Genomic DNA, 17,236 nt, shown 5'->3' with positions numbered 1-17,236 from the left:
TCCTGGGTTTCTCAAACTTGCAAAAATTACATGGGACACGAAAGCTGCAGTTTTGGAAAAAATAATTAAATATGAGAGAGTTCATCAAATAAAGGATATGAATGAACTGAAGAGAAGATTAGGTGAAGATAGAAGGTTTTTTCTCTTATTTTCATCCAGCTCTTGAAGATGAGCCAATTATTTTTGTCCAAGTAGCTCTTACAAAGGGTTTGGGTAAATCAATACAAGAGTTAATGAAACCTTCAAGCAATGATCAAAAAAAATATGATACAGCTACCTTTTACTCAATTAGTAACTGCCAAGAAGGGTTATCAAGAGTTACCTTAGGTAATTTTCTAATCAAAAGGGTTGTATATGAAATACAAGAGGAGCTACCTCATATCAAAAATTTTGGAACATTATCCCCAATACCTGGATTTGCTGACTGGTTTTCATACTTGGAGGAAAGTAAAATTAAAAATATTTTAGGAGATTTAACAAATCAAAATGTATCTTTCCTAAAATCAAAAGATATGAAAATTGGTGATAATAGAATTGTTGAAAATAAAGAAGCAATAATAAAATTAGTTGCTCACTATATAATTAATGAAAAAAATAAAAAAGGTCTTCCAATTAATGATGTTAGTAGATTTCATTTAGGTAATGGAGCAATTGTTGAGGATATAGTTGTTAATGCAAATGTATCTGAAACTGGGTTTAAAAGATCTTATGGTGTTATGGTTAATTATCTTTATGAGCTAAAAAATATAGAAAAAAATCATGAAGATTATATGAACAATAATAAAGTAATCGTATCTGATAAAATAAATAAATATCTATAACAATATTTTGATATGGCAAATAAAATAAACAAAAGTTTTATAAAAAATTCTCATTTAATAGCTGACTTAAAATTATGTAGTATTCGTTTAATTGATAATGCTAAATTTCCCTGGATCATTTTAATTCCTAAACGAAAAAATATTAATGATATCTCCGAACTTAACTCAAAAGATCAAATGTTATTAATGAAAGAAATTGTTTATTGCAGTAAATTAATGAAAAAAATTTTTAAAACAAAAAAACTTAATGTTGAGAAGATTGGTAACATTGTTCCTCAATTACATATTCATATTATCGCAAGATCTACTAAAGACAGTACGTGGCCTTTGTCAGTTTGGGTGGTTAAAGGGAAACCTTATTCAAAAATTCTATTAGCAAAAACTATCAATAAGATTAAAAAGTATTTTAAGGATTAAAGGTTAAGGACAGAGGTAGTTTTAGTCTCCCGCCACTACCTCTTAAGTATTATGTATCTGATTCGTCCCAAATTTGTTAACACGTATTAATTGAAAGTAGACTTTATCAACCGCTTGCTTTAGTAAATAGATAACACCTCGATTCACAAAAAATTAAATTAAAATACATTGATTAAAACCACACTCTCATCATTTGCAAAATCTATTGGTTTTAACTCACAAAATTATATTCCAAAGGAAGGGGCATCCTTCTCCCTGTTTAGAATTGAAGTTTTATCAGGTTTAACGGTTGCTTTAGCATTAGTTCCAGAAGCTATTGCTTTTGCTTTTGTTGCAGGAGTTGCACCTTTATCAGGACTTTATGCGGCTTTTATTGTTGGTTTAATTACAGCTGTATTTGGAGGAAGACCTGGAATGATTTCAGGGGCAACTGGTGCTTTAGCTGTTGTTATGGTTTCACTTGTTATGGATCACGGTGCTCAATACTTGTTTGCAACTGTAGTGTTAATGGGAATTTTACAATTACTAGCAGGGGTCTTTAAGCTTGGAAAATTTATTAGAATGGTACCACAACCGGTAATGCTCGGCTTTGTTAATGGCCTTGCAATTGTTATTGGTATTTCACAACTTAGTCAGTTTAAAACCTTTAATGCAATGGGTGAATCAGTGTGGATTTCAGGGAATACTTTATATTATTCAATTGGGTTTGTAGTTTTAACTATGTTAATCATTTGGTTACTGCCAAAGATTACTAAAGCAGTTCCAGCTACACTTGCTGCTATTTTAGCAACATCTGTATTAGTTTTAGTATTAAAGATTGATATTCCAAGTGTTGGAGATCTTGCAAGTGTTAAAGGAGGATTACCTATATTTTCAATTCCAAGTGTTCCTTTAAACTTTGAAACTCTAAAGATTATTTTCCCTTATGCATTTATATTATCTGCTATTGGCTTAATTGAAAGTTTGTTAACCCTTAACTTAGTTGGTGAAATTACTAATAAAAGAGGAGGCGCTAGTCAGGAATGTTTAGCGCAAGGTTTCGCAAACACAGTTACTGGTTTTTTTGGGGGTATGGGTGGATGTGCGATGATTGGCCAATCTATGATTAATGTAAAATCAGGTGGTAGAACAAGAATTGCGGGAATAGCTGCAGCATTATTCTTATTAATTTTTATTTTATATACATCAAGCTATATTGAGATGATCCCAATTGCAGCTCTTGTTGGTGTAATGTTTATGGTGGTGATTGGAACGTTTGCGTGGAATTCTTTAAAGATATTATTTTTTGTACCAAAGAGTGATGCACTAGTTATTGTTCTTGTAACCGTTGTAACTGTTTTAGAAGATCTAGCCGTTGCAGTAATTGTTGGAGTGATTGTATCCGCATTAGTATTTGCTTGGAAATCTGCCTCAAGAATTAGAGCAGTTGAGAGACCCTCCGTTAGAGAAAAGGGTGCTAAAGTCTATGAAATAGAAGGTCCACTTTTCTTTAGTTCAACGGATAGTTTTTTAGAATTATTTAAACCAGAAGAAGATCCTGAAGTAGTCATTATTGATTTTGCAGGATCAAAAGTAATTGATCAATCAGCTTTAAAAGCAATTGAAGACATTGCTGATAAATATAATAGCTTTGGAAAAAAAGTTAAATTAAGACATTTAACTCGTGATTGTCATAGATTATTAAGCAGAGCTGGCCAGCTTGTTGTTGATAGTGATGACGATCCTGATTACGGAATTGCAGTTGATTATGATGTTAAATTAGGTATTTTTGGAAATTAACATGAGCAAAGAGATAAAAGCCGATGACGTTATTTTCAATTTCTTTAAACAAATTTGTGATGAGAAGGATGATGTTAAATGTGTAGAGCTTGGCAATAGTTGGATTAATGCAATGAAGACTAATCTTACTAACATGGAAAAAAATCTAGAAGAAGCTGATAAAGCTAAACATCAAGAAAATATAGATAGCAATATGAACCACCTTAATAACCTTAAGGATAAATCAGCTGAGGAATGGCGTGAATATGCAACTCAGTGTATGGTAGAGATCCTTGATCACAAAAGTAAATCTTGAATTTTTTTAAGAGATTATTTTCAAGTAGCAATTTAGAATTAGAAATCAATGACGGGGGACGAGCTGCCGCTGGTTATAAAGGAAAAGCTGGAGACTGTGTAGTTAGATCCATTGCAATTGTAACAAATCTTCCTTACCAAAAAATTTATGACGATCTTTATAAAGCAAATGAAGAATTTAGAACTACATCACGAACTAGACTTGCAAGAAGTTTAAAACAAAAAAATGATAGCCCGAGGTCTGGCACTCATAGAGTAGTTGTTAAGAAATACCTTGAAAAGTTAGGATGGCAGTGGACGCCAACGATGTTTATAGGACAAGGTTGTAAGGTTCATTTAAAAAAAAAAGAACTTCCAAGTGGGACTTTAATTGTATCTTGTTCAAAACATATAACTGTTGTTAAAGATGGTGTCTTGCATGATACTTATGATTGTTCAAGACGGGGCACACGATGTGTTTATGGGTATTGGACTAAGCCTCATTAGATAAAGATAAAAGTGGTTAATAAATTTCATTAATATATGATTTTTAAAAATGAGCTTTAAAGATAACGTCAACTTACATGTAGACAAATCAGCTAAATTACTAAACTTTAGTGATGACTTACTTGAACATTTAAAATCCACTCACTCATTAATTAAAGTAAATGTAGGTGTTGTCTTAGATGGCAAAATTAATAATTTTACAGGATGGAGGGCAGTTCACTCAGAACACATACTTCCAACTAAAGGTGGGCTAAGATATTCTGAAACCGTTGATCAAGATGACACGGAAGCTTTAGCATCTTTAATGACTTACAAATGTGCAATAGTTAATATTCCTTTTGGTGGTGCAAAAGGAGGTTTAAAAATTAATCCTAAGAATTACACAATGCCTCAACTAAGAGAGATTACTAAAGCCTTTGCAAGTAAACTAATTAATAAAGGTTTTATTTCTCCAGCATTAAATGTTCCAGCTCCAGATGTCGGAACATCTGAAAGAGAAATGGAATGGATTTTAGAGACATACAAAACACTTAAACCTGATGATATAAATTATAGAGGTTGTGTAACGGGTAAACCACTACATCGTGGAGGTATTGCTGGAAGAACAGAAGCAACCGGTAGAGGTATTGAAGAAGTAGTTAGAGAAATATTTAGACACGAAGACGTCGTTAAAGAAGCTGGTTTAAAAAATGAATTAAAAGATAATGAAATTATAGTTCAAGGCTTTGGTAACGTAGGAAGTAATTTAGCTAAACATTTATATAATAGAGACAATGCAAAGATTATAGCTATTGGAGAGTTTGATGGTTATTTATATAATAAAAAAGGCATTGATATAAATGCACTAATTGAATTTTTTCAAAAAAATAAAAGTATTAATAATCCTAAACTTGGAGAATTTAAAAATAACCCAAGTGAACTCTTAGAATTAGATTGTGATATTTTAATTCCAGCTGCGTTAGAAAATGCAATTACTTTTGATAATGTAGATAAAATTAAAACAAAATTAATAATTGAAGCTGCTAATGGACCCATTTCATTTGAAGCAGATCAAAAATTATTTGAAAAAGGAGTTGTGATTATCCCTGATATTTATGTCAATGCAGGCGGAGTAGTAGTTTCTTATTTCGAGTGGGTTAAAGATATTTCTCATATACGTTTTGGTAGAGTTGAAAAAAGATTTCAAGAACAAAAAATATTAGACATTATTGATTTGATAGATAAAAAAACTAATACCAAAACAGATTTTGACACCATTAAAAAAATTATCCATGGAGCGGATGAAGAGGATTTAGCTTTTTCAGGTCTAGAAGACAGTATGAGAAATGCATTTATTGAAATTTATAATGCTAAAAAACAAATAAAAAGATCATTTAGAGACAGTGCTTATTATGTGTCTCTAAAGAAGATAAGAAACTTCTATACAGTAGAAGGCTTTCCTAAACGATAAATAGTGGCTTAATTTTAACTATATTTAAATTAACTGAAGACTTCTTGGTAATGATTTGTTAGCATTTAATTGTGAAAAAAATATTAGTGACTAGCTTTATTAGTATGCTTTTGAGCGTTTTAGTCTTAAGCTTATTGTTAACTAGTGGTGCAAAAGCAGGTTGTGATGATGCTCCAACTGATGGAGTGGATTATTCTAATTGTCAATTCTCAGAAGGCCAAGATTTAAGCAGAGCCTATATACCAAACTCTAATCTTTCTTTTATTAGCTTTATTCAAGTTACCCTTGATAAAGGCGTAATGATGAATGCTACATTATCTAATGGTAATTTCGTAGAATCCTCTTTTATTAGAACTAATTTATATGAAGCAAACCTTGAAGGGGGTATTTTTGAAAAAGCTAATTTTTCAAGTGCTAACTTAACAAGAGTAAATTTTAAAGGCTCATCATTAATTGAGACAAACTTTAGTAATAGCAACCTCTTTGAAGCTGATTTTACAGGTGCTAATATTCTAAATGCCACCTTTGAAGGCGCCAATCTAAACAATGCAACTTGGATTGATGGCTCTAAGTGCTCTTTAGGTTCCATCGGCAAATGTGCTAAATAGTTAAAAGTTAATTTACAAAACATTTATGAAAAAATTTTTAACCACTTTAGTATTTTTTATTTTTTTCATAGTAAATGCTAACGCTAATCAATTAAGTAAGTCACCTTTTATACCAGATGATGTTTTAAATGATTTCACATCTCTCTCAAAAGAACACAAAGTTAATGTTTGCTTTAAAAGTTTTGATCCATTTATAGATAAAATAAATGAAAGATCTTCCAATGAAAATTCAAGGCTACAACTCAAAAATGGATAATGAGAATAAAGTAAAAGGCACCCGTGCAATGGATGTCTTTAGAGAATTTGCCTCTACGACAAATTACGCATTCATTTCTGAAAATCTTGAATTACAAGAATTTTTATTTGATAAACTATTTGAATGGGCAAATGATAAAGCATTAACGGAAACTAAAGTTTGTTACACTAATATTGAGAATAGATTTATATTAAAAGAATGTGAGGGTTCCTGGAAAGATCCCAAAGGTCAAGATCCAGCACCAACTCACGATTCTTCAAGAACTTTAGAAGTCATTATGGGTTTAGATTATTTATATAATTTTTATTTTATCGATTATAAAAAAGATGACCTAAGGCATAAAGTTATCAATGAATGGATTAAACCTTTCTATAAAAGAATAAAATATGTAAAGGAATTTACTTATTTTGGTAACTCTGCAGGTTTTTTCTTTCCAAACCTATCAATCAAGCATGGTCAAAATAAAAAATATAAAACTTTGGTAAAGAAACTAATTAAAGGATCAGATAAATTATTATTAAAAGATGGAAGCATTAAGGATAGAACTACAAGGGGAAACCGTGCATTGTGGTATCATCATTCAGCTTTAGGAGAGGCTTTTATAATAATGGAGATAGCAAAAGCAGCCAATGTTAAATTACCAAAAAATTATGAAAAAAAATTATTAAAAGCTGTAGAATTATTTCATGACGCATATCTTGATCATTCAGCAATTGAGCCATGGGCAAAAAAGAAATATAACTCTCATGCAAGTAATGGAAAACAGGACTTTAGGAGTGACTTTAACTCAACTTCTCATGGCTCAGCCTGGTTTCACATCCTTCAATATAGATACCCAGATCATAGAACTTCTAAATTTATAAAAGAAGAAATGTATCCAAGAGCAACATCTTTAAAGTCAGATCAAATACTTGGTATCAGTTTAGGCTGTATTTATAATGCTTTAGCTAATTAGCTTATTATACAGGTTTAACTTTTTGATTAATAACAAGCACAGCACCAATTATTAGAATAGGTAAGCCTATTATTAAATCTTGCTGCCATTCTAAATTTTCAAACACTGTTGAGATTAATAAAGCAAGTACAGGCATTACAACTCCTACATAACCCGCTCGACCAGCTCCAACTTTCTCTAACAATCTTAAATAAAAGATAAAAGCAAATATTGAGCCAACTATTGATAAATAAGCAAGGGATGCAATATAGCTGAAGCTGTATTCAAATAATAACTCAGTACCTTTTATCTGAGTGATTAACAAAGTAACTAATGACCCATAAAGCATTGCATACGCAAGTGTTGGTATTAATGGAAAGTTGTTATTTAAGTTTCTTTGGTAAACCATGTTACCCGTCGATGCACTAAATGTACCAAGCAATGCTAAAAATAATCCAACATGAGTTCCATTTGCTAAGCTGAAATTGAAAATTTCATCACTAAAAATGATTATAATTCCAATCATCCCAATGGTTGCACCAATTAAAGTTTTTAAAGAAGGTTTTTTTTTAAAATAAAAATGTTCACCTAAAATATTCATAATAACAACTGTTGAAAAGACAACCGCTGGAAATGCACTTATTAAATAAGTATTTGATAGATAAAAGAAAACATAATTTAGAGAATAAAGACAAGTACCAAATAACAAAAACCAAAGGTGTTGATTTAAAGAAAACTTAAGATTTTTTTTCTTATAAATTAGATAAACAAAAATGATTATTGCAGCAATTAAAAACCTATAAAACACTGATACTAATGGATCAACGTAACCTAGTTGAAATTTGATGACATACCAAGTAGGTGACCAGCAAAAGAGTGTGACAATAAATAAGATAAAATTGTTCATTAGCAAACACTTATAATCAATCAATCTTAAAAAAATATAAGATTAATCTAACAATTTTAATATATAAATTTAATAGTTATGAAAAAAATACTTCTAATTTTAACTCTGTTTATATCGTTAACTAACCTTTCTTACTCAGACAATCATTATCCAATTACAAGAGATTCTGTATTAATGATCGCTAGAGGTAAAATTGCATATCAAAATAATTGTGCAAGTTGCCATCAGGTTAATTTATCTGGAGCTGAAAATTGGAAGGGTGTTGATGAAGATGGTCATCGAAAAGCACCCCCTTTAAATGGTACGGGTCACACTTGGCACCATGATGATGAAACATTACATAAAATTATCAAATATGGATTAGCTGGAATTATCAGTGATTACGAAGGAAAAATGGGTGGGTTTAAAGATAACCTTAATGACAAAGATATAGATTCAGTTTTAGCTTACATTAAAAGTTTTTGGCCAGATGATTATTATCAACATCAAATAAATTTAAGTAAATAAATCATATGGCAACAGATACTTTTCATTGGGGATGCAAAGATAGCTGGAGAATTAGTGCGAAGAATACGATGTGGTGTGTTATCGGTTGTTCTATTGGAGATTTTGGAACCATATTATTTTTTCAATTAAGTAAAATTCCTTTTCCAGTTTTAGGTATTATGACTTTAGCAATCATTAATGGTTTACTCACTAGCATTATGCTTGAGACTTATATTTTAATGAAACAAAAATTTGATTTTATCAGTGCGTTAAAGACAGCTTGTGGCATGAGTTTTATCTCTATGGTTAGTATGGAAATTTCTATGAACGCTACAGATTATTTTTTAACAGGTGGAGCGATGCTAACTTGGTGGGTAGTACCCATTATGTTAATGGTTGGTTTTTTAACACCATGGCCCTATAATTACTGGAGACTTAAAAAATTCAATCAAGCGTGTCATTAAATATTAAAATGGTTACAACCTCTGAAATTATACTCGCAGTTATTATCGTTTCCTTATCTGTTGTGATGCCTATCTATTATTATTATCAAAGAAAGAAAAACCCCAAGCAAGACGATAAACCTACAGATAACCCTGAGATAAAAAATTATATTGATAGAATTAATGAGATAACACGTACTAAACGTAAATGAAAAAAATTTTAGGAATCATAATTCTGAGTTTGCTCGTTAGCAATATAACTTTTGCAAATAAAAATAAGAGGACCTGGGATTATCCTCTTTTAGAATATAGTGGATGGGTAATTAAAGGTTCAGAAAATCATTACAAATTTCAGTCAAACTTAAGAGAAGATAAAGACGTTTTAAAAGAATTTAAAAATAATAAAAATACAGGGATAATTAGTTATTTGTTATTTGAGGACGATAAAATTGTTATCGATGTGTCTGATATTCCTAAAAAAGTTAGCAGCGGAGATACAATAATTGATGGTTTATTACCATCACATTCAATGGGTAAAAGTTTAGTTTCTTATGTAACAGGGCACGCAATTTGTGAAGGTTATATTGATAACGTAAATGTAAAATTAGATGACTGGCCATTAATAAAAAGTACATTGTATGATAACTCGGTATTACTTGATCTTCTAAATATGAAAGGTGGTGACCAAAAATGGGTTGGTGAAAGAAGAAATATTGGTTCAGATAATAGGATTAAAGGATCAAAGAAAGAAGAAAATGTAAATGTTATTGGTTTAATCAAAGTGATGAATAAATATTTAAAAGGTACAGAAAAAAGTAAATTGATTTACAACTACAGTGCCTTGACCACTAATGTAATTATGAATTATGTAAAACATAAGACTGGTGCTGATTGGGACAAATTATTGCATAAAGTTTTCAATGAACACGTTGGAGTTAAAAATAGTGTTCAATTTCAAAAATCTAGAAAATATTTAAAATATGAAGATTTTGTTTCTGGAAGATACTCTTTTTATGCTGATAGATATGATTATTTAAGAATAGCAAAAACAATGATGGATGATTGGCACAATGATACTTGTGCTGGAAAATATTTAAAAACTATTTACGATAATAGAGTTCAAAAAAAAGATAACACAAAGCATGCAACTGATGTTGGTCTTTATACAAAATCTTATGGTGGTCAAATTCATTTTGATATTTTTGGAATTGATAAAACAAGGAAGATTATAGGAATGAGTGGATTTGCAGGTCAGCAAATATTAATCGATTTAGATAATAAAAGAATAATAGTAGTTAGCTCATTATACAGAAACTATAATTGGAAAAAGATCGTTTATTCAGTAATTAAGAATTAACTATGAAAAAGCTTTTAGGAGTTATGGTTCTCAGTTTATTGTGGTGTAGTACAAGTTACGCAAATATTATTATGCAAGATTTAATCGAAGCTTTAGTTGAAACAAAAAAACCCAAAAGTATAGAGGTTGCTAACAATTTAAAGTCCACAGGCAATAATGATAAATCTTATGATTTAGTTATTCGGAAGGCTAACTTAAATATTAAAGATGCAAAAAATATTGCAATGGCAATTAAAAAAATTGATCAAAACAAAGGACCACAACTTGGTACGATAAGCATGAGTTTTAATGAAGATTTAAAAGATGAAGGGGTAATTACAATTCTTAATCATATTCCTTTAACAACTTCAGTTATTGCTTTTGTTGAGTGTGGTATCACCGATAAAGCAGGGCAGGCTATTATTGATTGGGCTGCTAAAACCAATAATCTTAACGGCATATATATAGAAGGAAATGATTTCTCAAAAGATATGGAAAAAAAGTTTGAAAAGTTAAGAGCAGATAATCCTAGATTAACTGTTTTAAGTGAATGGGCCAGTGAAGAGTTTAAAGAAATGGTCAAGAAAAGCTTTAATTAATTGTGAAAAAACGTTTATCAGGTTGCAGTGAATGTGGAGATGATACAGCAATCTTAACACAAGTGAGTTCAGGTCCTGAAGTTATCTTGCTTTGTACGGATTGTTATAATCTTAAGCATTCAAATGAAACACAAAACCATATTAGTTATGAAGAAGAAAAAAGCTAAAAAATTAAAGACTAAAAAACCAGCACCTAATTTCTATGGTCTTGGTAAATTTAACTATCTTATCTTTAAGTTTCTTTGCTCAAGGTTTAAGCTTAGATAATGAGTAGGGACAACAATTCAAAAGGGATAGTTTTAATACTGATTGCAATGAGCTTGTTTGCAATCCAAGACTCGTTAATTAAATATATTTTCGAGCAATCTGCTTGTATGAGATCTTTTTTGGAAGGTATTTGATTGCAGCAACAGTGCTTTTTATTTATTTAAGTTTTAAAAGACAGAAAGTATCGCTTAAAACACATTATCCTGTATTAACTTTTGTAAGAGTGTTGTTGCATTTTGTTGCTTTTTCAACCTTTTTTATCTCTATTACTTATATGCAATTAGCAACTGCTAATGCTTTATTCTTTTCTTGTCCTTTTTTCGTATCCATTTTTGCTAAATTTTTCTTAAAAGAATTTATTGGTATTAGAAGATGGTCAGCTATTGCCTTTGGTTTTTTTGGTGTATTAATCGTCTTAAATCCTGATTTTGAAAGTTTTGATTATAGAAATTTGTTACCAGTGTTAAGTGCTTTATTTTATGCAGCATCAATGACTATTACTAAATACACATCTGATAAGGATGATGTAAATACCCAGTTATATTACTTCTATTTAATTGCTCTTGTTTTATGTGGCATCATTTATGTCTTTATGGGCAATGGTCAATTCAACAACACTGATTTTGATCCAACAACTCAGTTTATATTTAGAGAGTGGTTTACAAATTTTGATTATACTTGGAAATTTATATTATTCTTTGGAGTTGCAGCATCTATTGGGTTCTTATGTATCTTTTCAGCTTATATCATTGCATCCCCATCCGTTGTCTCATTATTTGAATATTCATTGATTATTATGTCGATGATCCCAGGTTATTTTCTATTTAATGAAATTCCATCTCTTAGAACCTTGTTAGGGGTCATTTGTATAATTTCAGCTGGGGTTTATATTTACTTTAGAGAAGGCGTTCGAAAACAGTATGTTGCATCTAAAATTCCAACTAGAAGATAAACTAATCAATTATCATTCCACCACCTAGACACCTGATTTAAGATTTAGTAGTATACTTTTATGTATTGGGTAATCTTAATATCTTTTCTAAGTCCTTCTTGCTATTAGCTTTGTTGTATCAAAGCCTGGAAATAAACTTATAAAAAATAAAAAGAATAAAACTCATTTATTAGATGTTTTATCCTCTTATATGGGTGGTTTTTTACTTGTAATAATTGTTTATCTTTTTGTTTCAGCCTCTAATGGTAAAGAAACATTTGATATTGGTATTGATTTTTTTAATGCTAATAGATGGAATTTTGCAAGTGGTATGGGTAATCATAGATCAATTTTAGATGAATTTGCCTTTGGTTTTGTCTTCACTTACATAATAATCTTCATCAGAAGACAATATAAAAAACAAAATTAAAAAGGAGAATAGATGAAAGGTTATAGATTTATTACAAATGATGACACTTCAGAATTTTGCCATCGTGTAACTGAGGCCATATCTAATGGATGGAAATTGTATGGTGAACCGAAAATGACTTTTGATAAAAAAAGAGGGGTAATGCGTTGTGCTCAAGCTGTTATAAAAAATGCTCCTAAGAAAAAATATTCAAAAAAAATAAAGCTATCATCAGTATAGAAATAAATGAAAAAGCTTTTATTCTTTTTATTTTTTATAAGATTACTTCAATAAAATTGAGACGGTTTAAAGTATTTTTTATACGGGAAAAAGTATGTGAAGAAGATTTGTTTAAATTTCTGAAATTCTATTATCTTGGTAAACCATATTCAATAAATATATTTAACATAAAAGAAAATAAATGTTTTGAATAGGGTATTTGGAGAGGGTATAATTTAAACAATCAATAAAGGAGGTCGATTATGAGCCTATCACCACCTGAAATTTAGCTGGTTGTGACTAAATAATAAAAGACTAACTAAGATCAAGAAAACATAAATCCATTATTATGGATTTTGGCGTAGACCGCCACTTATAGGGGAACTCTTTTGGAGTTTACCGAAAGGGTGACCCCCTTAAAATTAGAAAATATAATTTTAAAATAATTATGTCTACTATGATTTTAAAAAGTCTTAACATTAATTTGCATTATAAATTTAGTAAAATTACACAATACGTAGAGATTGTTTAATTGGAGTACGAAAAGTTAAGCAAGATAATAAATTTATGGAGATTGTTCGAGGAATAAGATTTAAAAAATATTTAGAAGAAGAAGCTGAAAAAGAAAGAAATCAATTAGCAGAAAGTTCTGAGGAATCTAAAAGAAATAAAAAAGAACAAACTACATCAGAAAAACTCCAAGAGAAATTAGAACCATTATCACCTTGTCCAATGTCAGATGAATAAAATTAATATGATAAATTGTTTTATTCAGAGTGATTATGATCAAATAAATGAAAATAAAAGAAAAACACAAAGATCTTAAAAAAAAAGTAACTGTTGCTGAAAAACAAAGAAGCTCAAAAAGAGGACCTAAAAGTTGGTACGATTTAAAAACCTTAAAGAAGCTTAAATTAGCTATGAAAGATGAGCTGTCAAAAAAATAAATGGGGTTATTCTGTAATTCTTAATTAACAACAAGTTGATAGAACAAAAATTAGAGGCTTGAACAAAACTAAAACCTATCTACGAGTAACATTTTTGTGCTAGGATCATGATGGCAATAAAATAAACATATAATATAAAATGACGAGAAAACTTGTTACAAAACTTTCTAATAGAGAATGTTTTACATTAACTGAAAAAGATACATTAAAGACAGCAAGCAACAAACTTCAAACACATAACGTTGGTGTTATGCCAGTATTAAGTGAACACGATAAAAGTGTAATTGGAATTATTTCTGAGCGAGATCTTGCTCGATATATTTATAAAGATGAATTCAGCAGTGAATTACTGGTTACCAAAATAATGACTACAAATATAATATCTTGTAATCTAAACACTTCTGTTACAGAATTAATGGAAATAATCTCTAATCATAAAATTAGACATATCCCTATAATAGAAGAAAAAAAACTATTAGGCATTGTGTCTATTGGAGATGTGGTAAATCATATTATTGAACAGTATAAAGATGAAAATCAACATTTAAGAGATTTTATAAATAAATAATAAAATTTTAATAATAAAAAAAAATACTTCTTAGGCCATTCCAAAAAACATATTATCAACTATAGTTTTAGCCCTGTTATGGTTTAATATTGTATTGCTTATAACTCTAACTATGACAATTGAAAATTGATAAAACATTCAACCTTATTTGCTTATTCTGATCGCAGTTATTCTAAATTTATTTTGAAATTTTTAATGGCAGATCTAATGTTACATCAAATCTTTCTTTTTTTGTTATATCGTCAACCTGTTTAGCTTTTTTTTCTAAACACCATTTTTCATAAATTTTACAAAATGTGAATATCCCATTGTATCTATCAATCACTCTTACATTATCTAATTCATCTTTTATCAAAAATTTAATATCATATAATTCCTTAATATTAACTTCTGTTAAAATTTCTCTTGAGTCAGGGTTATAGTATCCAGAACCATCTTCACAGGGTGTTTCTAAAACCTCATCTATATATTTTTGAAAAACTTTTCCTCTAATAAAATTATCTTCAAAGTCTTGAGAGTTAATAGTTTCATAAATTAATCTTCTTAAAGGAGGCTTATTCATTTCAAACCACATTATAAGTAATTCGTAATAAATTAATTCATACAATCTTATATGTATGGGTTTGCCCTTAACTATTCTTGACCAATTAAGATATCTTCTTATATCTATATTTCTTTCAATACTTTTCATGACAAGTATTTTTTAACCTCCTTTAATTATAGTGTAGCCACATCTTTTACATTCAAGTGTTGTAACTCTATCTGTTGGTCCAAAACCAAACTCAATATTTAACGTTTTGTAGTCATGTATACCCATAAAACAGAGTATTTTTATCATTTTCAAAAACATAATTTTGACACTTTAAATTGTTAAATTTATTTTTTGATGGTCAGCAGATAGCTGAAATGATTGTGGTGATTTGAGAGATAACTATACCGCAGAATTAGATAAAGTTCTACAAGTGTTCAGCTATTTTAAACTTATTTAATTAAGTAGAGATCTTTTTAAACTTTTTTTAACTTCATTCATATTTAAACCATTAAACACAATTCAATTAAACACACGATGTAGAATGATATTTAATATTTAGTGGAAATATAATTATTATAATTGATTAACCTTCATTTCATCACTTAAATACCTGATTGGCGGTTGTGGCGTATAGACAGCCATGTTATTGTTTTTTGATAAGGAGGTCATATGACCAATTTGTATAAAGTTAAAGTTGACGTGGTTGAAAAATCAATATCGTCTAGAGAAGAAATCATCAACGCAGAATCTGCTGATGACGCTAAGAAAAAGGTTATTAGTTATTGCAATGAGCAATTAGTTGATAACGACCGCCTTAAAGAAATAGTAGAGGTAAAAATCAGTACTGCAAAAGACGCTGTTACTGAAATCAAAAACAAAGATTTACCTAACGGCAGACCAGGTAACCCTGTCAGCTTGTAAAATCAATAACTAAGTAAATATGGTCTCGGTTTTGTAGCCGTGGCCATGTTGATTAAATATTCACCAATCGTTAATTGAGTAAGGTCCTTAATCTGTGTATTGTCCATGAATGGCTAAAGTTGCAAAAGATAAGTGGGATAAGGTAATTGAACACTTAACACATTCAGACAGTGATCTTGAGAAAGTATTAAGCTTATTAAAGGGGTGTGACCAAGGGAATGCATCTAATTATGATGTTAATAGAGCATCTTACTCGTTAAATATTATTGCGATAGTTACACAAAAGCAACTTGATCCAGAAAATAAAGATAAAACACTTACTCATATAATTAGACAGTGGGTTAAATCAAAAGACTTCATCCAATTTTATAATTTGATGAGAAAACAAGAAAATATTACTTGGGATAAGAGTAAACTTGAAGATTACACCAAACAATTAAAAGACCTTTGGTACAGCAAATCACAATCTAAAAACAAAGAATATTTTAAAAAAATAGACGGATTTAATAAAACAGCTGGGGCAAATCTTTTAGAAAAAGATAACAAAGAAGAGCTAAGACCGAAAGCTAAAATAATTGAGAAAACCTTTGATAAAATAAAGCAAAATGAACGACGGTCTCGAACGAACGTTGCATAATACAAACTAGATATAATGATGGATCAGATATTACCCTTTGTTTATATGCTAGGGATACTCTTATTAGTACTCCCTGCTTTTCTACAATCTAATTCTAAATTAAAACAATTCTTAACCAATCTTACTATTTGGATTGTCATTATCCTTATAATTCTAACAATCATTTATTTCATTAAGTAGCAATCATTCCATCACCTAGGCACCTGATTTAAATACTCGTTTTGGGCACATGAAGCATTTATAGGATTACTCTTTATTGTTAATAACTAATCATGAAAAAACTTTTAGGGATTGTGCTTTTGGGTTAGTCTAACATTAAATGCCTAAATATTTAAATCAAATCAAAGCTCTTAAAAAAATTAGTAAATCTATCGTTACTAATAATAAGTTTTTAATTAATAAAGAGGGCAATATTAAAATTTACTATGCACCATTTGATTATGTTAATTCTAAAGCAAAAATAATGATTGTAGGCATTACCCCCGGACTTCAACAGATGCTGCAGAGTTTTCAAGTAATAAATGATGGCAAATCACTAAAAGAAGTCAAAGATCTATCTAGCTTTAAAGGTAGTATGAGAACCACCCTAATTAAATACTTGGACGAATTAAAAGTAAATAAGAAATTAAAAATTAAATCTTGTGAGAGTTTATTTAATAAAAACAGCAAACATCTCCATACTACGTCTTTAGTTAAATACCCTGTATTTGATAAAGGAAAAAATTATTCAGGCTCAAATATCTTAAAGAAGAAAATACTTATAGAGTTTATTGAGAAAAACTTTTTAAAAGAGTTAAAGACCTTTAAAAAAGCCATTATCATTCCTTTAGGTAATACAGTTTCATCTACAATTGAATATTTAAATAACAAATACAATCTTAAATTAGCATGTTTTCTCAAAGGATTTCCCCATCCATCAGGTGCAAATGCTAGAAAGAATATTCAATTTAAGGAAAACAAAATGACAATGATAAAATTGTTGAAATAAA

General features: G+C 29.6%; 27 protein-coding genes. 24 read left to right on the top strand and 3 right to left on the bottom strand.

Features of this window, described 5'->3' with window-relative positions:
• Positions 1 to 52 precede the first annotated feature (52 nt).
• The 10 genes from ABXT72_RS04570 to ABXT72_RS04525 all read left to right on the top strand — a co-directional run bounded on the left by ABXT72_RS04570 (position 53) and on the right by ABXT72_RS04525 (position 7,066).
• On the top strand, positions 53 to 166 hold the full coding sequence (locus ABXT72_RS04570) for a malonyl-CoA decarboxylase domain-containing protein (RefSeq protein WP_415277789.1): 114 nt from the start codon (positions 53 to 55) through the stop codon (positions 164 to 166).
• Positions 123 to 821 (top strand): malonyl-CoA decarboxylase domain-containing protein, encoded by a 699-nt coding sequence (locus tag ABXT72_RS04565; RefSeq protein ID WP_415277788.1) that lies wholly within the window; start codon positions 123 to 125, stop codon positions 819 to 821. The genes ABXT72_RS04570 and ABXT72_RS04565 overlap by 44 nt, the downstream gene beginning before the upstream one ends.
• A 12-nt stretch (positions 822 to 833) precedes the next feature.
• A complete protein-coding gene (locus tag ABXT72_RS04560; protein ID WP_415277787.1) occupies positions 834 to 1,238 on the top strand; it encodes an HIT domain-containing protein in 405 nt (134 codons plus the stop codon).
• A 168-nt stretch (positions 1,239 to 1,406) separates the two neighbouring features.
• Positions 1,407 to 3,017: a SulP family inorganic anion transporter gene (locus ABXT72_RS04555; protein ID WP_415277786.1), complete on the top strand. Its 1,611-nt coding sequence runs from the start codon at positions 1,407 to 1,409 to the stop codon at positions 3,015 to 3,017.
• Position 3,018: 1 nt separating this feature from the next.
• Positions 3,019 to 3,312 carry a hypothetical protein gene (locus tag ABXT72_RS04550; protein ID WP_415277785.1) on the top strand — a complete coding sequence of 98 codons (294 nt, stop codon included), beginning with the start codon at positions 3,019 to 3,021 and terminating at the stop codon, positions 3,310 to 3,312.
• The gene (locus ABXT72_RS04545) at positions 3,309 to 3,797 is read left to right on the top strand and encodes a hypothetical protein (protein WP_415277784.1); all 489 of its coding nucleotides are present in this window, start codon (positions 3,309 to 3,311) and stop codon (positions 3,795 to 3,797) included. The genes ABXT72_RS04550 and ABXT72_RS04545 overlap by 4 nt, the downstream gene beginning before the upstream one ends.
• A gap of 49 nt (positions 3,798 to 3,846) precedes the next feature.
• Complete coding sequence (locus tag ABXT72_RS04540; protein WP_415277783.1) at positions 3,847 to 5,247, top strand: Glu/Leu/Phe/Val family dehydrogenase; 1,401 nt, start codon at positions 3,847 to 3,849, stop codon at positions 5,245 to 5,247.
• Positions 5,248 to 5,333: 86 nt separating this feature from the next.
• Positions 5,334 to 5,855, top strand: coding sequence for a pentapeptide repeat-containing protein (locus ABXT72_RS04535; RefSeq protein ID WP_415277782.1), 522 nt, complete (start codon positions 5,334 to 5,336; stop codon positions 5,853 to 5,855).
• A gap of 25 nt (positions 5,856 to 5,880) precedes the next feature.
• Complete coding sequence (locus ABXT72_RS04530) at positions 5,881 to 6,111, top strand: hypothetical protein (RefSeq protein WP_415277781.1); 231 nt, start codon at positions 5,881 to 5,883, stop codon at positions 6,109 to 6,111.
• Entirely contained in the window at positions 6,062 to 7,066 is a 1,005-nt protein-coding gene (locus ABXT72_RS04525; protein ID WP_415277780.1) for an alginate lyase family protein, read from the top strand. Before ABXT72_RS04530 ends, ABXT72_RS04525 begins: the two co-directional genes overlap by 50 nt.
• A gap of 4 nt (positions 7,067 to 7,070) precedes the next feature.
• On the opposite strand, the gene ABXT72_RS04520 is transcribed toward ABXT72_RS04525, so the two are convergent.
• On the bottom strand, positions 7,071 to 7,952 hold the full coding sequence (locus ABXT72_RS04520; RefSeq protein WP_415277779.1) for a DMT family transporter: 882 nt from the start codon (positions 7,950 to 7,952) through the stop codon (positions 7,071 to 7,073).
• A gap of 78 nt (positions 7,953 to 8,030) precedes the next feature.
• Here ABXT72_RS04520 and ABXT72_RS04515 point away from each other — a divergent pair, with 78 nt between their 5' ends.
• The 11 genes from ABXT72_RS04515 to ABXT72_RS04465 all read left to right on the top strand — a co-directional run bounded on the left by ABXT72_RS04515 (position 8,031) and on the right by ABXT72_RS04465 (position 14,157).
• A complete protein-coding gene (locus tag ABXT72_RS04515; RefSeq protein WP_415277778.1) occupies positions 8,031 to 8,459 on the top strand; it encodes a c-type cytochrome in 429 nt (142 codons plus the stop codon).
• 5 nt (positions 8,460 to 8,464) lie between these two features.
• Positions 8,465 to 8,902, top strand: coding sequence for a DUF4396 domain-containing protein (locus ABXT72_RS04510; protein ID WP_415277777.1), 438 nt, complete (start codon positions 8,465 to 8,467; stop codon positions 8,900 to 8,902).
• Between the two features lie 187 nt (positions 8,903 to 9,089).
• Complete coding sequence (locus tag ABXT72_RS04505) at positions 9,090 to 10,238, top strand: hypothetical protein (RefSeq protein WP_415277776.1); 1,149 nt, start codon at positions 9,090 to 9,092, stop codon at positions 10,236 to 10,238.
• A 2-nt stretch (positions 10,239 to 10,240) separates the two neighbouring features.
• The gene (locus ABXT72_RS04500; RefSeq protein ID WP_415277775.1) at positions 10,241 to 10,816 is read left to right on the top strand and encodes a hypothetical protein; all 576 of its coding nucleotides are present in this window, start codon (positions 10,241 to 10,243) and stop codon (positions 10,814 to 10,816) included.
• A 2-nt stretch (positions 10,817 to 10,818) separates the two neighbouring features.
• The gene (locus tag ABXT72_RS04495) at positions 10,819 to 10,983 is read left to right on the top strand and encodes a hypothetical protein (RefSeq protein ID WP_415277774.1); all 165 of its coding nucleotides are present in this window, start codon (positions 10,819 to 10,821) and stop codon (positions 10,981 to 10,983) included.
• A gap of 245 nt (positions 10,984 to 11,228) precedes the next feature.
• Positions 11,229 to 12,035, top strand: a complete 807-nt coding sequence (locus tag ABXT72_RS04490) for a DMT family transporter (protein WP_415279164.1) — start codon at positions 11,229 to 11,231, stop codon at positions 12,033 to 12,035.
• Between the two features lie 190 nt (positions 12,036 to 12,225).
• The gene (locus ABXT72_RS04485) at positions 12,226 to 12,444 is read left to right on the top strand and encodes a hypothetical protein (RefSeq protein WP_415277773.1); all 219 of its coding nucleotides are present in this window, start codon (positions 12,226 to 12,228) and stop codon (positions 12,442 to 12,444) included.
• A 12-nt stretch (positions 12,445 to 12,456) separates the two neighbouring features.
• On the top strand, positions 12,457 to 12,663 hold the full coding sequence (locus ABXT72_RS04480) for a DUF1737 domain-containing protein (protein ID WP_415277772.1): 207 nt from the start codon (positions 12,457 to 12,459) through the stop codon (positions 12,661 to 12,663).
• A gap of 546 nt (positions 12,664 to 13,209) precedes the next feature.
• Positions 13,210 to 13,389: a hypothetical protein gene (locus ABXT72_RS04475; protein WP_415277771.1), complete on the top strand. Its 180-nt coding sequence runs from the start codon at positions 13,210 to 13,212 to the stop codon at positions 13,387 to 13,389.
• A 47-nt stretch (positions 13,390 to 13,436) separates the two neighbouring features.
• Positions 13,437 to 13,589, top strand: coding sequence for a hypothetical protein (locus ABXT72_RS04470; protein WP_415277770.1), 153 nt, complete (start codon positions 13,437 to 13,439; stop codon positions 13,587 to 13,589).
• A gap of 139 nt (positions 13,590 to 13,728) precedes the next feature.
• Positions 13,729 to 14,157, top strand: coding sequence for a CBS domain-containing protein (locus ABXT72_RS04465; protein ID WP_415277769.1), 429 nt, complete (start codon positions 13,729 to 13,731; stop codon positions 14,155 to 14,157).
• A 178-nt stretch (positions 14,158 to 14,335) separates the two neighbouring features.
• On the opposite strand, the gene ABXT72_RS04460 is transcribed toward ABXT72_RS04465, so the two are convergent.
• Together ABXT72_RS04460 and ABXT72_RS04455 are read right to left on the bottom strand one after the other, a co-directional pair.
• Positions 14,336 to 14,848 (bottom strand): hypothetical protein, encoded by a 513-nt coding sequence (locus tag ABXT72_RS04460; RefSeq protein WP_415277768.1) that lies wholly within the window; start codon positions 14,846 to 14,848, stop codon positions 14,336 to 14,338.
• Between the two features lie 12 nt (positions 14,849 to 14,860).
• Positions 14,861 to 14,995: a hypothetical protein gene (locus ABXT72_RS04455; protein ID WP_415277767.1), complete on the bottom strand. Its 135-nt coding sequence runs from the start codon at positions 14,993 to 14,995 to the stop codon at positions 14,861 to 14,863.
• Positions 14,996 to 15,358: 363 nt separating this feature from the next.
• Between ABXT72_RS04455 and ABXT72_RS04450 the strand changes: the two genes are divergently transcribed.
• The 3 genes from ABXT72_RS04450 (at position 15,359) to ABXT72_RS04440 (ending at position 17,235) form a co-directional block, all read left to right on the top strand.
• Positions 15,359 to 15,610: a hypothetical protein gene (locus tag ABXT72_RS04450; RefSeq protein ID WP_415277766.1), complete on the top strand. Its 252-nt coding sequence runs from the start codon at positions 15,359 to 15,361 to the stop codon at positions 15,608 to 15,610.
• A 109-nt stretch (positions 15,611 to 15,719) separates the two neighbouring features.
• Positions 15,720 to 16,247 (top strand): hypothetical protein, encoded by a 528-nt coding sequence (locus ABXT72_RS04445; RefSeq protein ID WP_415277765.1) that lies wholly within the window; start codon positions 15,720 to 15,722, stop codon positions 16,245 to 16,247.
• Between the two features lie 319 nt (positions 16,248 to 16,566).
• Positions 16,567 to 17,235 (top strand): uracil-DNA glycosylase family protein, encoded by a 669-nt coding sequence (locus ABXT72_RS04440; RefSeq protein WP_415277764.1) that lies wholly within the window; start codon positions 16,567 to 16,569, stop codon positions 17,233 to 17,235.
• Position 17,236: the final 1 nt, after the last annotated feature.

The sequence above is a fragment of the Candidatus Pelagibacter sp. Uisw_094 genome (assembly GCF_047729535.1).
GTDB lineage: Bacteria > Pseudomonadota > Alphaproteobacteria > Pelagibacterales > Pelagibacteraceae > Pelagibacter.
This window is presented reverse-complemented; position numbering and strand designations above follow the sequence as displayed.